At 43.7% G+C, this 16,215-nt stretch carries 16 protein-coding genes and 1 other annotated feature; of the genes, 8 read left to right on the forward strand and 8 right to left on the reverse strand.

Going from position 1 to position 16,215, the window contains the following annotated elements:
* The first annotated feature begins 115 nt into the window (after positions 1 to 115).
* The gene (locus DNL43_RS03970) at positions 116 to 1,690 is read left to right on the forward strand and encodes an MFS transporter (protein ID WP_056981555.1); all 1,575 of its coding nucleotides are present in this window, start codon (positions 116 to 118) and stop codon (positions 1,688 to 1,690) included.
* Between the two features lie 161 nt (positions 1,691 to 1,851).
* Here DNL43_RS03970 and DNL43_RS03975 read toward each other — a convergent pair whose 3' ends face one another.
* The 3 genes from DNL43_RS03975 to DNL43_RS03985 form a co-directional block, all read right to left on the reverse strand.
* Positions 1,852 to 2,637, reverse strand: a complete 786-nt coding sequence (locus DNL43_RS03975) for a carbon-nitrogen family hydrolase (RefSeq protein ID WP_054769309.1) — start codon at positions 2,635 to 2,637, stop codon at positions 1,852 to 1,854.
* A gap of 80 nt (positions 2,638 to 2,717) precedes the next feature.
* Complete coding sequence (locus DNL43_RS03980; RefSeq protein ID WP_054769310.1) at positions 2,718 to 3,029, reverse strand: SemiSWEET family transporter; 312 nt, start codon at positions 3,027 to 3,029, stop codon at positions 2,718 to 2,720.
* A gap of 56 nt (positions 3,030 to 3,085) precedes the next feature.
* Positions 3,086 to 3,424: an iron chaperone gene (locus DNL43_RS03985; protein ID WP_054769311.1), complete on the reverse strand. Its 339-nt coding sequence runs from the start codon at positions 3,422 to 3,424 to the stop codon at positions 3,086 to 3,088.
* A gap of 102 nt (positions 3,425 to 3,526) precedes the next feature.
* Positions 3,527 to 3,794 (forward strand) — a binding site (T-box leader).
* Positions 3,795 to 3,980: 186 nt separating this feature from the next.
* Here DNL43_RS03985 and trpD point away from each other — a divergent pair.
* From trpD to DNL43_RS04020, 7 genes are all read left to right on the forward strand, one after another.
* Positions 3,981 to 5,006, forward strand: coding sequence for an anthranilate phosphoribosyltransferase (gene trpD / locus DNL43_RS03990; RefSeq protein WP_156645002.1), 1,026 nt, complete (start codon positions 3,981 to 3,983; stop codon positions 5,004 to 5,006).
* Entirely contained in the window at positions 5,003 to 5,791 is a 789-nt protein-coding gene (gene trpC / locus DNL43_RS03995) for an indole-3-glycerol phosphate synthase TrpC (protein WP_054769313.1), read from the forward strand. Before trpD ends, trpC begins: the two co-directional genes overlap by 4 nt.
* 19 nt (positions 5,792 to 5,810) lie before the next feature.
* Positions 5,811 to 6,398: a phosphoribosylanthranilate isomerase gene (locus DNL43_RS04000; protein WP_056981557.1), complete on the forward strand. Its 588-nt coding sequence runs from the start codon at positions 5,811 to 5,813 to the stop codon at positions 6,396 to 6,398.
* Positions 6,395 to 7,612, forward strand: coding sequence for a tryptophan synthase subunit beta (gene trpB, locus DNL43_RS04005; RefSeq protein ID WP_056981560.1), 1,218 nt, complete (start codon positions 6,395 to 6,397; stop codon positions 7,610 to 7,612). Before DNL43_RS04000 ends, trpB begins: the two co-directional genes overlap by 4 nt.
* Positions 7,605 to 8,396, forward strand: coding sequence for a tryptophan synthase subunit alpha (trpA, locus tag DNL43_RS04010; protein ID WP_054769315.1), 792 nt, complete (start codon positions 7,605 to 7,607; stop codon positions 8,394 to 8,396). The genes trpB and trpA overlap by 8 nt, the downstream gene beginning before the upstream one ends.
* A gap of 447 nt (positions 8,397 to 8,843) precedes the next feature.
* Complete coding sequence (locus tag DNL43_RS04015) at positions 8,844 to 9,359, forward strand: NADPH-dependent FMN reductase (protein ID WP_056981562.1); 516 nt, start codon at positions 8,844 to 8,846, stop codon at positions 9,357 to 9,359.
* Positions 9,360 to 9,371: 12 nt separating this feature from the next.
* Positions 9,372 to 10,229 (forward strand): hypothetical protein, encoded by an 858-nt coding sequence (locus DNL43_RS04020; RefSeq protein ID WP_054769316.1) that lies wholly within the window; start codon positions 9,372 to 9,374, stop codon positions 10,227 to 10,229.
* 85 nt (positions 10,230 to 10,314) lie between these two features.
* On the opposite strand, the gene DNL43_RS04025 is transcribed toward DNL43_RS04020, so the two are convergent.
* The 5 genes from DNL43_RS04025 to DNL43_RS04045 all read right to left on the reverse strand — a co-directional run bounded on the left by DNL43_RS04025 (position 10,315) and on the right by DNL43_RS04045 (position 16,103).
* Complete coding sequence (locus DNL43_RS04025; protein WP_054769923.1) at positions 10,315 to 11,283, reverse strand: IS30 family transposase; 969 nt, start codon at positions 11,281 to 11,283, stop codon at positions 10,315 to 10,317.
* Positions 11,284 to 11,347: 64 nt separating this feature from the next.
* On the reverse strand, positions 11,348 to 12,961 hold the full coding sequence (locus DNL43_RS04030) for a putative polysaccharide biosynthesis protein (protein WP_156645003.1): 1,614 nt from the start codon (positions 12,959 to 12,961) through the stop codon (positions 11,348 to 11,350).
* A gap of 182 nt (positions 12,962 to 13,143) precedes the next feature.
* Entirely contained in the window at positions 13,144 to 13,407 is a 264-nt protein-coding gene (locus tag DNL43_RS04035; protein ID WP_054769317.1) for a hypothetical protein, read from the reverse strand.
* Positions 13,408 to 13,601: 194 nt separating this feature from the next.
* Positions 13,602 to 14,069, reverse strand: coding sequence for a hypothetical protein (locus tag DNL43_RS04040; RefSeq protein ID WP_054769318.1), 468 nt, complete (start codon positions 14,067 to 14,069; stop codon positions 13,602 to 13,604).
* Positions 14,070 to 14,147: 78 nt separating this feature from the next.
* Positions 14,148 to 16,103, reverse strand: a complete 1,956-nt coding sequence (locus tag DNL43_RS04045; protein ID WP_056981566.1) for a S53 family peptidase — start codon at positions 16,101 to 16,103, stop codon at positions 14,148 to 14,150.
* Positions 16,104 to 16,215: the final 112 nt, after the last annotated feature.

Below are 16,215 nucleotides of genomic sequence, written 5' to 3' on the forward strand. Positions count from 1 at the left end.
TTAGAGAACAGCCGATCCTTGGATTTGGGCTGATCTTGGCAATTGTTTTATATCTTATTTATCGAAAAATGAACCGTTAGCAATTATTCAAAAACTTATTCAAAGGAAGTTAGTAATGGAAAAGAAAAAGAAAATCGACCGTTGGATTGCCCTCACTGCGATGGGCCTCGGTGTGTTTATGGGACTGCTTGACGTTACCGTCGTCAACGTTGCCCTCCCAACAATGGCAAGAGGATTTAAAACAACTTTTACGGATCTGCAGTGGGTCTTAAACGCCTACACGCTGGTCTATGCGGTCACTTTAATGATTATGTCCAAATTGGGCGATATGTATGGCCGGAAGAAAATTTTCCTGGGATCACTCATCTTATTCGTCGTTGCATCGGCAATCAACGGAATGGCCCCCAGCCTATTCATCCTCGACATTGGCCGTGGGGTTCAGGCAATTGGTGGTGCCGGTATGATGTCACTCTCAATGGCCCTGGTTGCATCGAACTTTTCAGGTAAGGAACGGGGATTGGCACTGGGTATTCTGGGTTCAATCATTGGTGTTTCATCAGCCTCCGGTCCGCTGATCGGTGGTTACCTGGTCGAACATTTTGGCTGGCCGGCAATCTTCTTTGTAAACGTCCCATTTGGGATCATCGCGGTTTTTCTAACCGTCGTTTACGTACGGGAAACTCCAAGCTATGGTAAGAATCATAAAATTGATTTGGTCGGCATGATTCTCTCAGCTATCGGACTTTTCGCTGTCATTTATGGTTTGATTGTCAAAGAAGGCCATCCTCACTGGGCTTGGACGGATGCCCGGGTCAGCGGCCTGCTGATTAGTGGAATTGTCGTTATGATCGTCTTCGTCTTTGTCGAAATGCGCGTGGAAGATCCGATGATTGATATTAAGATGTTCAAACGCCCCCATTTTCTGGGAACCATCATCGTTGCCTTTGCTTTAGGATCAGGGATTTACGCCTACAACGCATTTCTGACCGCGCTGATGCAGAACTACATCGGTTATTCAGCCGTTCAAACTGGGGTTCGACAATTGACAATTAGTGCCTGGTCACTGGTTCTCGGACCAGTTGCCGGAATCTTAAGTTCCAGATATTCCAAGAAATGGATGATCGTCGGCAGCATGGTCATTGGTGGTATCGGCTTCTTCCTAATGGCCAATGCCATCAGCCCAGTAGTGACATTCGTTGAACTTTGGCCCGGCATGGTTTTGATGGGGCTTGCCAACGGAATGGTCAACCCACTTCTGAATACTGCCGGAATGGAAGGAACTTTGCCTCAAGATATGGGGATGGTATCCGGGTTGCTTAACGTTTTCAGGCAATTTGGAACAACGGTTGGTGTTGTTGGCCTGGGACTCATTCAGGATGCGCAATTTGAAAATCATTTGAATGCTCGAATGCCCAGCTTGGAAATGCCGGCTAAAATTATGAATAACATCAAAGATGCCCTGGTAAACGCCGGCCCATTCTCCGGTCACACAATTGCATTTTCAAGCAGAATGGAACACGCCCCATTTGCCAAAGCACTCCAGAAAATCGTCATTCATGCGTATGATAATGGAATGGCAGCCGTCGCTGTCACATCAGGCGTCATTGTGATCGTTGGTGCCATTGGTGCCGCCTTCTTAATGAGAAGTTATGTGGATAGCGTCCACGTTGAAATCAAACAGAATAAATAACTTAAAACAGCTGAATGAAGGACGTTTCTGTTAAGTATCATTGGTCCACAAAACGAGGCCGGGACAAAAGTGAATGCTTTTGCCTCGGCCTCGTTTTATTGTCATTTGATATGATTTTTCGGAAACGCGCAACAACTCTGGAACCAAACCGCCTTCAATTACTACCGATACAACTCCGGTCGGCGGTCTTCAAATACCGGCATGAATCCTCGAGCATCATCGGTTTCCTTAGTATCAATGGTAAATGTCTTTAATTGTGGCTGGTCATCCAACGTCAGAACTTCGTCACCCATTGGATTGTAAATGCCCGAGTGACCGCCAAATGCATTATCCGGATCACTGCCAACACGATTAACAGCCACAACAAAGCTTTGGTTTTCAATCGCTCTGGCAGCTAACAATCGTCGCCACTGGGGAATCCTTGACGTCGGCCATTCAGCTGGGACAAACAAGATCCGACTGTCATCCAGACTTAATGTCCGCAGCCACTCTGGAAAACGAATGTCGTAACAGATCACGCTGGCGGCGCTAACCCCTTTGATCTGAAAATGATCTTCCTCACAGCCGGCTGCCAAATACTCATCTTCGTGCATAAGGCCAAACAGGTGCACCTTATCATAGGATGTCAGCAGTTTGCCATCAGGTCCAAAAATATACGTGGTGTTGTAGAACGTATCATTTTTAGAGGTGGAAACCGATCCGCCATGAATCGTTATCTGATATTTCTTTGCCAAGCTTGCAAGCAGCTTTTGAGTTCGCTCGCCATCCACATCAGCGACCTCATCCAACCTTGTTAAATCGTAGCCGGTATTCCACATCTCAGGGAAAACCACCATGTCGGCATCTTGTTCCGCCGCCTTTTGAACATTGGGTTCAATCTGCGAAAAGTTCGCGTCCGGATCGCCAAATTTAATATCAAGCTGTGCCAATGCAATTGTTATTTTCATGTGACTGTCTCCCCCGTTTTTCCAAAATTATACAACAAAAAAACACATTCACCAATCATTGGCAATGTGTTGATTATCCACTATATAACAGCTGTAATTGCTGCGATGAGCCCAAAAATAACGCCGGGCACATCTGCCACAATCAAAATCCAATCCCGCTTTGGCTTAACCCAGCCATATGCAACCCATAATGCAGCGTTGATTGCCGCACAGAAAGGTTGAATAAATGACGTTGGCTGGCCATTCAAATTTTGCAGGATTTCACCTATGTATGAAATATACATGATCATATTCGCAACGGTCGCGATATCCCCGATCACTTTTTCCTCACTAAATACCTGTTTGTTCTCATGTAGTTGACTACCACCAGGGTGACTCAACTGACTTTGCACACTAACATCCCCTCGTCTCTCTTATGTACCGTGATACCATACTCCAGCAAAGAATACTAGGCATTTTGGAGATTGTATCGAACAATTTCCTGAATTAAATGAACCGGGAGCGGCTGATCAACTGGCAACTGGATGGCCCCGATGCTAGTCTGATAGTCTTTAAGCTGGTTTTTAAATTCAACAATCGCCTTTGACCCCGGATAAATTCCAATATGATTCTTAAAGTTTGCGAAGTGGATAATGTTTTTATGAAAGTGAAAGGTTGGCATCCCGTAAGAAATTTTTTCGTCATAATTTTCCGGCATTTGCTCACTGATAATCCGATAAAGTTCATTAAGCTTGGTTTGCCTTGATACAGGCTGGTTTTCAATGTATTCTCTCACAAGTTTTTCCATATATTCGGCCTTCTTTTTGAAATGTTTTTAAATTATTTAATTAAAATCTGTTGACAAACACATTATAAGGCTCTAATATACAAAGCAACAATTAATTCGTCCATAAAACCGATGAAGTGGAGATCAAGATCATTGTGCACGCAAAGAGAGCTGCCGTTGCTGAGAGTGCAGTCGAACGCAGATGATTAAATGGACCACTGAGGGTTCTTCCGAAAGTTACCGAGTACGGAGAAACGTGTTGACATACGTAAGTTGTCGGAGGGATGTTAGTCCCTTGCTAAGAGTGATTAATTGGGGAACTTAACAGATACAATCTATCTCCCCTGATTAATTGAACTAAGGTGGCACCGCGGAATAATCCGTCCTTAACAATCAACTTTGTTATGGACGGATTATTTTTTTGAATAAATGGAGGTCACACTTATGAAAAAAGAAATTAAACGATGGCAAATCATAGATTGAACTTTAAATTACTGAAACTAGACACTTACTAGAACAGCTGCTCCAAGCAGATAACCGCTTGGATCCGCTCACTAAATATTTGGAGGAACTCATTATGATAAAACAAGCCATTGAAAAAGTTGTAAACCACGAAGATCTTACATTTGAAGAAAGCCAATTAGTTCTTGATGAAATTATGAACGGTGAAACTTCTGAAATTGAAACTGCCAGCCTTTTAACCGCACTAACTGCTAAGAATCCAACCATTGATGAAATTGCCGGCGCTGCTTCATCAATGAGAAATCACGCTTTGAAATTCCCAGAAGCCGGCAACGTTTTGGAAATTGTCGGTACTGGCGGTGACAAAGCCAACACATTCAACATTTCAACGACCAGCGCGATTGTCGTTGCCGCTACCGGAACCAGAGTTGCCAAGCATGGCAACCGGGCCGCTTCATCCAAGAGCGGTGCTGCCGATGTCTTTGAAGCACTTGGCTTAGACATCAACGAAGATCCCGCAACCAGCTTCCAAAGCCTTCAGGAAAACAACCTTTGCTTCCTGTTCGCTCAGGAATATCACAAATCAATGAAGTATGTCGCTCCGGTTCGTAAGGAACTCGGAATCCGCACCATCTTCAATATTCTTGGACCTCTGGCCAACCCAGCTCATCCAACCAGCCAACTCCTGGGCGTTTACGATGAAAGCTTGATTGAACCACTGGCAAATGTTTTGAAGAAGTTAGGCGTTAAAAATGCCATGGTTATCCACGGCCGTGACGGTCTTGATGAAATGACCGTAACCGATGAAACCGCCGTTGTGGAATTACGTGACGGTAAGCTCACCAAATACACATTAACCCCTGAACAATTCAGCTTGAAGCGTGCTAAACGCGAAGATGTCGTTGGTGGAACACCAGAAGAAAATGGTCAAATTACCCGTGATATTCTTGCCGGTAAAAAAGGCCCCAAGAGAGACATTGTCTTACTTAACGCTGGTTCAGCATTGCATCTAGCCCACCCGGAATTAACCATTCAGGAAGGAATCAACTTGGCTGCCAAAGCAATCGATGAAGGCAAGGTTCAAGTAGAACTCAACCGAATGATCACATTCTCCAACAAACGCAAGGACGTGGTTGCATGATTTTAGATGATTTGGTAGCCGCAACTAAGAAACGGCTACACAGACATGAAGCAAAAAAGCCGTTGGCCGAATTAAAGCAGGAAGTTCAACAGATGCTTGCTGATTCCAAGCCCAACTTTCTGGATGTGTTAAATCAGCCAGGACTTCACGTTATCTCCGAAGTCAAAAAGGCATCCCCATCCAAAGGAACCATCGTTAAAGACTTTCCATATTTAAACATTGCCAAAAGCTACGATCAAGCCGGAGCCGATGCCATTTCCGTCCTAACCGAACCTGACTTTTTCAATGGTCATCTTCATTATTTAAAAGAAATCAGCCGGGAAGTCTCAGCCCCAACCCTTCGAAAGGACTTCACCATTGACCCTTACATGATTTACGAAGCCAAAGCCAATGGTGCTTCCATCATTTTGATCATCGTTGCGATTGTCAATGATCAACAATTGAAGGAATACCGGGAACTGGCCGAAAGCTTGGGCATGCAGGCAATCGTTGAAGCCTATACCGCTGATGAAGTGACCAGAGCATTAAAGTCCGGCGCCAAAATCATTGGTATCAACAACCGGAACCTCAAAGACTTCAAAGTGGATTTTCAAAACAGCTTGAAGCTGCGGGCAATGATTCCTGCAGGCATCCCGGTTGTCGCTGAGAGTGGCATCAAAACTCAAGAAGATGTTGAAACACTAGCCAGTGCCGGCTTCAATGCCATTCTTATGGGCGAAACGCTTATGAGAGCCAATAATAAACAGCAATTAATTAAAGAATTCAAAGAAGCTCCAATCAGTTAAACCTTCAGGAGGTGTAAGCATGGTTAAAGTTAAAATTTGCGGGTTAATGAAACCTGATGATATTCAAGCAGTTAATGAAGCTCAAGCCGACTTTGCCGGGTTTGTATTTGCCCCCAGCCGACACTATGTTTCATTAGAAACTGCCCTATCATTACAAACCGAATTAAATCCCGAAATTCAAAAAGTTGGCGTTTTTGTCAAAGAATCAGTTGCCGAGATCATTGCGATTCACCAAGCCGGTGCCATCGACATTGCACAGCTGCACGGTAAAAGCACCCCTGAAGAAATTGCCGAATTACAAGATGCCGGACTCAAAGTTATCCAGGTATTTGAACGTCAATCGATCAACGATCAATCATCCGCAGACTACTTGATGGTTGATAGCGGAAAAGGTTCCGGCCAGACACTGAACTGGGAATCCATTCCCCACACCAACCGAACAATGATCCTGGCTGGCGGTTTAAATCCAAGTAATGTCCGCCATGCAGTGGATGTTGTCAATCCGGATATCGTCGATGTCTCGACCGGAGTCGAAACCAACGGTCAAAAAGATCCGGCAAAAATCATGAACTTTATAAAAAACGCGAAAGAGGAATATGTGCTATGAAAAATTTAACTGAAGCAAAACAAACTAAACGTCCAGGAATCTTCGCCAATACATACGGCGGCCAATACATTCCCGAAACCTTGATGACTGAACTTGAAAAAGTTGATAAAGCATTTCATACCTTGAAAGACGATCCTGATTTTCAAGCTGAATTACATGATCTGCTGGTAAATTACGCCAACCGACCATCCCTTCTCTACTATGCCAAAAACATGACTGAAGACCTTGGCGGTGCCAAAATCTACCTCAAACGAGAAGATTTAAACCATACTGGTGCCCACAAGATCAACAACGTTATCGGCCAAGCCTTACTCGCCAAGCATTTAGGCAAGAAACGCCTAATCGCTGAAACTGGTGCCGGCCAACACGGTGTTGCCACTGCAACGATTGCGGCATTATTCGGGATGGAATGTGAAATCTTCATGGGTAAGGAAGACACCGACCGTCAAAAACTAAACGTCTACCGGATGGAATTATTGGGTGCCAAAGTTCATCCCGTTACCACCGGTTCAATGGTATTAAAAGATGCCATCAACGCCACTTTACAGGAATGGGCTAGTCGTTCCGAAGACACCTTCTATGTAATGGGTTCAGCTGTGGGTCCTTATCCATTCCCAGAAATGGTTAAATATTTCCAAAGTGTCATTAGTAAGGAATCCAAGCAACAACTCAAAGCCAAGGAAAACACATTACCTGATATGGTTGTTGCCTGTGTCGGCGGTGGTAGTAATGCCATTGGTAGTTTTGCCGATTACATCGACGACCCAAGCGTTAAGTTAGTCGGCGTTGAAGCAGCCGGAAAAGGCGTTAACAGTGACAAGACAGCCGCTACCATCGAACGTGGAACAGTCGGTATCTTCCATGGAATGAAGTCATTGTTCCTCCAAAATGAAGACGGCCAAATCAACCCGGTTTACTCAATTTCAGCCGGATTGGATTACCCAGGCGTTGGCCCTGAACATGCAGCGCTTGCCAAAGAAGGCCGAGCTCAATACGTTGGTATTACTGATGATGAAGCCGTTGCCGCATTTGAATATATTGCCCGTCAAGAAGGCATCGTTGCGGCAATTGAAAGCTGTCACGCAGTTGCTTACGTTGAAAAGATTGCCCCAACAATGTCCAAGGATCAGATTATTGTCTGCACCCTCTCAGGACGAGGCGATAAAGACGTTGCCAGCATCGCTAAATACAAAGGAGTAGATATCGATGAGTAATTTATCTGAAATTTTTAAAAACCATAAAGCATTTATTCCGTTTGTCGTTGCTGACGACCCGGATTTTGATACCACTGTTGCCAATATTGTTGCCTTAGCCGAAGGTGGCGCTGACATTGTTGAAGTTGGAATTCCCTTCTCCGATCCAATCGCTGATGGTGGTGTGATTCAAGCTGCCGACCTGCGGGCATTTGATGCCGGCGTCCGTACCAAGACGGTCTTTCAAATCGTCGAAGCAGCCAGAAAACAGACCGACGTGCCAATCGTCTTTCTGACTTACTTAAACATCGTCTTCAAATATGGTTACGATGCCTTTTGTAAAAAGTGTCAGGACTTGGACGTTTCCGGTCTGGTCATTCCCGATATGCCTTACGAAAGCCGGGACGAAATCGTCCCAATAGCCGACAAATATGACATTGATATCATTCCATTAATCGCCCCAACCTCCGGCCACCGGGTCGAAAAGATCGCAAAGGCCGCTTCCGGATTTATCTACGTCGTTTCATCACTTGGAATCACTGGTGAACGAAATGAATTCTTCGATGGATTAAAAGATCTGGTTGCTGAAATTAAAAAGTACACTGACGTTCCAACCGCAATCGGCTTTGGTGTCCATACACCTGAGCAGGCCAAGACAATGGCCGGCATTGCAGATGGTGTCATAATCGGCAGTGCAATTGTTGATATTGTTGCCAAGCAAAAGCAAAATGCCCCTCAAGCTGTTAAGGAATTTACCAAATCAATTCGAGCAGCAGTTGATGAAACTGAAAAAGCGAATGTATAAAAAGAGTTCCCGATGCAATGACGATATTGTATCGGGAACTTTTCTTGAGTTTATGTCTATTTTTATATAGTTATCCCAAATTAAATCCGGTATATTGATCATCGGATTTATGACATTAGTTGTGGAGCTGATAAAATTTGGCCAAAAAAATAACCGCCAATAACTTTAGCCAGTCTGCGGTTATTAATTAACTAAAGAAGTGCTACCGTCTTAAACGGTTTCCACAAGGGAAGTCCTGTTGTCGCAGGGCTTCTTTTTATGTTTTTATTATATCACGCACCCACTATAAACGGCAAAACATATCAAATAATTCCTAACATATATCCCTCCTTTACACATATTATCCATAATATCGCCCTAATTCATCCTTTAAGGGAATCCTAAAACCAATTGTACCCATGATATACTGAAACCAATAAATCATTTCAAATATTGGAGGCCAATACATTGGTAAAAATTGCAGTCATCTTGGGATCCGTCCGCAGTAAGCTCGGGGAATCCATTCTTAAATACCTACAATCACGTTTTTCAGATAATGAAGAAGTCACTTACGATTGGATTCGGTTGGAAGACTTTCCACTAGAACCCTATCACCATGACGAAACACCATTATCCAACCCCATCAGCCATTTAACATCCGGTGAACAGAAGTGGCTTGATCGCTTAAAGAACAACGACGGATACGTTATTTTAACCCCTGAATACGACCATGCCATTCCGGGAGTCTTAAAAAATGCCCTGGATTACGTTGGCCCTGAAGTCGATCACAAGCCGGTTCAAATGCTGAAGATGATCGTTTTGCCGACACCAGTGTTGTTATGGAACGCGAACGATAATTTTACTGAAGCCGGTAAGTTGATTACCAATGCCGATAACAGTGACCACTTTGAACAGCGCCTGAAAGAAGCCTTTCACGAAATTACTTTTTACACTCAACTGTTTCACGATCATCCATTTAAATAACAGAGGCGACTTATGCGACCAATTCTTCCAAATAAAACTGAATTTATCCCTCACGCACCAGCCAACGAACACGAGATCTTTATGGCCATGCGCACCTATCCGGATAACGTCAAAGTCTACCATCCCCACGGCCGCATTGACGCCACGTCGGTCTTTTGGCACAACAAATTACATCCAAATGCCCTAAACTTTGCGGTTTACGTTGATCCAAAAGCAACTGATCAGGACATTCTCTTCAAGCGAATTCTTGACGATATTGAAAAGCTGGCTTGGAAGTTTTCCGACGACCGCATGATCACCCGGGACTACGCGCCTCAGCATCCCTTTAACAAATGGCTGACGTCCAGACATTTCCGCCTGGTCAACAGCGAAATGACTGCGGATCTGCCTCTCGGCAAGCTGTCATTAGGGAATGCCAATCAGCCACAAAATATCGAGTTAATCAGCTTCGGCAAGCTGTTTCAACAGCCTGATTTATCCAAAACCGTTTTGGAAACCAGCCAAGCGGAATATCGCAACCAACAAAGTTTCAATCCGGCAGCTCCGGTTGCTCAAACTGATTGGGACGTGTTGGTATCCCATAATGCGATTCAAACCTGCCCATTTGCTGTACTGGATAACGATCACAGCATCGCTGCTTTCAGCTTCCTATACAAAATTGACGATAAAACCGCCCAACTGGGGATAATGTATGGCACCGATGCCAATTCGTTGAATACGTTGCTAAACCAGCAGCTGCAATGGCTCCAAAGCCACTATCAGACTTTAACCGGCGAATTTCAAATGCGCAGCAAGCTCGACATGAAGATTTTTCAAAGCCTGCCATTTGCCGAAGTGAACAAATACGAAACATATATGCGGCTATCATAAAAAGGCCAACCATCGTCATAAAGACGGTGATTGACCTTTTTGAATCGTTTTTTATTGGAAATGTTTGTATCCTTCAAATGTCAAATTAAGTTAGAAATTTTAGCTGCTCATCAGTGATTTGATTTACGAATGCCTCAAGTGGTGTTTGATAATTGAGACTTTTTCTAGGAATATGGTTCCGTCGACTAGCAACAGCCTGGACAAATTCATCTGATAGCTGGTCCATGATGAGATCATGGTGCAACCCATCCTTACGAAGTAAGTTGTTGGTGTTTTCATTCAACCCACGTTGATTGGGTGCTCCTACAGCGGCAAAGTAAATATTTAAATCAAACTGGTTAGCAATCGTTCGCCAACCGGCGAACTCCTTACCATTATCAAACGTGATGGACTTAAACAAGTGGCGTGGCAGCTTCGTCAACCAGGCTGCTAAACTACGATTGACGTTTTGTGATGACTTGGTATGTGAATTCAAAACAATTGCGACCTTGGTCTGCCGTTCAACCAGTGTGGTTACGGCACCCTGATGGTTTTTGCCTTGAACCGTGTCGCCTTCTAAATGACCGAATTCTCGTTTAAAATTAGGATAGTCCTGATAACGGGTTTTTAAATCTCTGCCCAATTGCCCAGCTTTTCCTCGTCGTTCAACGTACCCATTAGGGTGACGCTGACCATGCATGGGTAAATCTTTGGCGAACAAGCCAAAAGCATCATGTTTGAAAATGCGATATAGGGTTCGTACGCCGCAGCTAAAAGAACGTTCGTGGCGATTAATAATTGTATCTGGTTGCCACCCCGCTTGAATTTTGGCTTGGATATAAACCAGTTCATCAGGGGCTAGTTGAATGGGCTTACGCCCACAATGTTGTTTGTGCCGTCGATAATGTTGTTGGTAATCAATAAGCGTACCGCCAGCGTCAAGAAAACGATAGATGCGATAAACGGTTTCAGCACTCCGGTGGAGTGCTGGTGCTACTCGGTAAGCCTTTTTATTGAGCTTCCAAAAGGAATAAATTGTAGTGAGTTCGTCTATGGTAAGATGAGTATAGGTCATTTGTGATCAGCCTTTCTTTTGATTTCAACACTCAAAAGTCTATCACAAATGGCTTTTTAAATTTCTAACTTAATTTTACAAACAGGGATCTGAAATATTTATAGCCAAGCTTATGATTAAACATCGTGTCAGACAAGCCGGTGCGATTGGCCATGAAAATGTAAATTCCCAGTGTAACAAGACCAAATACGACACAGTACATGAATGCCGAAATGAGCCCGCTTGGGAAAATGAATTGGTGAACGCCCCAAGTCAATGCCATCACAATCGCAAAGAACAACAGGTTAACCAAAACGCTGACTTTTAATTTGCCAAATGGAACGTGGAATTCATACATAATCTCACCATAGCTCAATAGGCAGATGAAGCCAAAGCCGATTGCCGTTGAGATGATAGCACCAAATCCCTGGAGAAGAATGACCAAAGGAATTTGGAACAATAACTTGGCAATCAACCCGACGAACAGATAATACATGGCTTTCTTACTGTAGTGAAGTGCCTGCAGCAAGGTCAATCCGTTAATGGCCAAGCCCAGCATCAGACTTTGAAGAATGTTGGCTGCCAGGTATTTGCCGCCCAGTAAGCTGAACGAGAAGAAGATCCCATTGGTTTCATAAGACAGACCACATAGAATCGTCACGATCGGCAACAGGACAAACATCAGCATGTTGACGTTTTGAAAAATTAGGTCACCGACGTTGGATTTTTTGGATGCCTGACTGTTTGCCAGCAAAGGCAGTGTCGTCTCGGCAACGGCCAACGCCAACGAAACAACAACGGTTGTAATCTTCGTTGGGTTAGCGGAAAACAGCGTGTAAATATATTGCGTATATTCGGCAGAAAAGTGCTGAACGCCCTGCATAACCTGTTTGAAGAACAACTGGTCAATTAACTGACTTAACGTAATTCCGGATCCAACAATGACAAACGGAATTGATTCATAGGCAATCATCGTAAAGATCTTCTTGATACTGGTTAAATCAAACGGCTTACTCTTTTCAGCCAATTTGGCATAGTTTGCGGTTTGTTTTCGATAATAGATCCCCAGGTAGATATAACTGGCAACAGCACCGACAAAGGCGGCCATCACACTGAGATAAACGGCTTCAATATAACTGCGATGAAGAACGTTAATCACAATGTAAGTTGATCCCAGGATAAACACAATCCGGATAAACTGTTCCCAAAGTTGAGAAACACCATATGGCTTTAAATCCTGGTTACCCTGAAACCAGCCTCTAATACTGCTCATGGACGGTAAAATGACGATTGCGGGTACCAATACTCGAATGGATGTAATCGCACTCTGAGTGGAAACCACAGGGCTATTCTTGGCAATCACCGGGGCAATCACCCACAAAATGATTCCGCAGATAATTCCCGACAGCAGCATGACAAACGAACCAACCTTTGCTAACTGACGTGAATTCAAAAATTTATTTTGACCATTATAAATGGCAACCCGCCGGGCAATTGCTGACGGAAAGCCGGCAGTTCCCAAGGCAATAAAGAGACCATAAGGGTTATACGAGGCGTTGAATAAAGCCATCGCAACGTTCTTATGGGCAGGTGAACCAATCATATACAGCCAGGGAATTAAATAAATGATGCCAAGGACCCGTGAAAAGATACTTCCAAAGGATAGCCAGAAGGAACCTGACATGATTTTTTTATTCATGGAGAAACGCACACTTTCTATAATTTCTAGTAAACATCATTATAGTATGTTTTGAGTGAGTTTGCTATCACAGAAAAAAAGCCGGGGCAAAAGCATCAACTTTTGTCCCGGCCATTTAACTTTATCTGGTTTGTGGATTTGTTGGAAGTCCACGTTTTAAGCACAACTAAATGGAAACCCTGCTATTCATTTGATACCTGAGCGTCCTTTTGAATCTCTGGTGATAGATCATACATCTTGGCTGCTTCCGTCAGCATTGCGTGGTAGGCGTACGAACCGTCTCGATATGGTTCAATAACCACTTCATCAGCGATCTTTGAAAATGGCTTCTTGCCATCTTTCACCTGTGCTGAATCCAAGTCCGCAACAATTTTCTTTTCCACATCGGAATAGCTGCCTGGGATCTGTTCGGTCTTTAAACTGCCTTGAATAGAAATTTTACTCATATAAATTCCTCACAATCTATCGGTTTTTTGGTATATTCATACCGCAAAGATGAAAGCGGTATCTCTATATACATCATACCAATTTATTGTCTTCTATTTCACCAAAAATCGAAATTAATGTCAAATTTAATAATTAAATCGCAATATATTAAAAATCACCATCCCGACGAATAGCCGGAATGGTGATCTTTTAGTTATTTATGGTAAAAATAACTCGTTTGAACTTTGTTAGTATCAGCTGATTTATAGTACATCTTCAATGCGGTTTTACCATTATGCTTAACGTGCTTTAAGTAAACCGGCTGGTTCTCTGAAAGTAAGGTCAACTTCCAGTAACCATGCTTGTTGGCTTTGTTGGCAACATTAAACAGGAAACTACGGCTCTTGGTTGAATTGTACTTTTTAACATTCACATAATAAGTTCGGGCTTCTTTTTGCTCAGACTTCTTCGATGACCCCTGGCGGAATGAATATTTGGTCAGGCGGTATTTAACCGGCACGTTGCCAAATAGGTCATCGTGATATTTACCGTACCAAGTTCCCTGAATTGTCTTGGGAACGGCGTGGCTGGTTGTCTTTGCTTGTGCAGGCTGAGCCTCGGTTGCCACAAGAGCAACGCCAAGTGCTACGGCCAAGAATGATACAGTTTTGGTAAATTTCATACAACTATCCTTTCATTTGCAAAAAAGCAATTGGAAGTAGTTTAACAGAAATCACCCAGCCATGCAAAAATGACGCAATTACTTGTATGCTTTAGCCAATTTATCAAAGTTGATGGTTCCAAGACCGGTTGCTTGATTATAAATCGTGTTTGGCTGACCGGTATAGTACATATTGGAATTGTCAGTTGTACTGTTCATTGGGGTAAATGGCGAATCGCTGGTTTGTGCCAATTGATAAATCTGAGGATTCCAGAATCCCATTGGCTGACGACCCGACAAACTATTAATCACAGCAGTCGCACCCGCGATTTGAGGGCCAACGATACTGGTTCCGCCATTTTCCTGCCAACCATTTCCGTGCTTTGATTTCATGTAAACATTATAACCAGTGGTTGGATCGGCATTGGCCGCCACGTCAGGATAATTCCGGCCATAATCGGTTCCAGTGATCAAAGGCTGGCCAAAAATTGGTTGATTCAAATTAGACAGATAGGTTCGGGCAGCAAAAGTATTAACCCCTTTGACACCTTGTTGATAAGTAGGAGTTGAATACAGATGGCTGAAACCACCGCCACCACCGGCACCCAGAATCATTAATAGGCCGGGGGTGCTGTTCAACATCTCGGGATTGTTTTGGAGCACGTCCCAATAATAATCGGAACCCCATGCCCGTTCTTTTGACGCAGAAATAGTGGCACCGGATCCAAGCTTATGCGTGAATGGTAAGGTTGTTCCACCAACCGAAGTGATAAATGGATTGGTGTTGATTGGATCGGCAACATCAGTCTTACGGTCAAGCAGTACCCGGTTACCGCTGATTCCTCTCATTGAATACATTGGCGCACCGGTATCACCGGAAGCAGCAAAGGTTGAAATGCCCTGCAATGCACCTTGAGCAAATAACAAATTAAACAAATTGACGTAATGAGGATCCATCACACCACGATTAATCAAAAGATTGTAATACTCATCCGAACCGGTTCCCCAACTGAGCGAAAGTGAGGAAACCTTTGCTTCCTGATAGGCAGTTGAAAATGCGTTGGTAATATTTTGCAGGTTCGGCAGTGGATTCTTTGATTCATACATCCGAACATCTGCCTGAGGAGCAACCGAACCGGCATACTCAACATCCATGGTTGCTTCATCATCAGCAGGACTGAGAAAGTCCTTATTGAAAATATCTCCCTGAACATTTTTAACGGTAAAGCGGCTGCTTGCCGTGCTGGCATTTTCATGTTTCCAGAAGTGCAGGACATCGCTGCGACGCACACCACCAAACGTAATCAAGCCAACTGTCTGGCCTTTACCTGTGGCACCTTGCTGATACAGCTTGTCCAGATTGTAGCGGTTAACAAACCGGCTGGTGCCACCGGCTTCGTAATAGCCGGAATCACCTTTGGTGTCAGCGGACAGGTTAGCTGCTGGATTTTTAACATCAAATTGCATATTGGAATCAGGATAGAAATACTTTTTATTATGATCGGTCATTCCAATAACTGTGTAGACCGTATCAGATAATCTGCCCGGAATTTTTGGGGCATGCTTCCCAAACTGCAATGGATTTGAATGGTAGGTGGCTTTGTTGATATTGACCTTGAAAGTCTTATCAATATCCTTAATCTTCCCTTTAACAGTCATGACCAAGCCACTCTTAAAGGCATTTGCAGTTAAATGGTGCTTCTTCAAATAAGTCTTCCAGTCATTTGTAACTGAAGTTGGCTGACCATACTTGTCACGAATCCCGTCCTGAGTTATGTAATGCTTAAATTGTGAATTTCCAGGGGTATTAACAGCCAGCGCGTCACTGTACATCTGGCCTTCATTACGTGGCTTTAAAATAATATCAAAAGTTGTGGTATTATTCGGCTTTAACTGGGTCGGTGTCAGCATCTTTGCCGACGTCATGTTTGAGTATGTTTCCGTGATCGGATCAACTTTTTGTGGCGTCTTTTTGGCAGAAGCTTTCTGCCCGTTTATTCCAATCGCAAATAACGCCCCAAGCGTTACTGCGGCAAATTTTCCCCAACTACTCATAATAACCGCTCCTCAATTGAATCAATTTTTGCTTTCCAATTCATATAATACCACTGCCACTGGATTTGAATGGGTTTGAAGCTGTTGCTCAAACAAATCAAATGCCCCCAAA

The sequence above is a fragment of the Lentilactobacillus kefiri genome, assembly GCF_009739535.1.
GTDB lineage: Bacteria > Bacillota > Bacilli > Lactobacillales > Lactobacillaceae > Lentilactobacillus > Lentilactobacillus kefiri.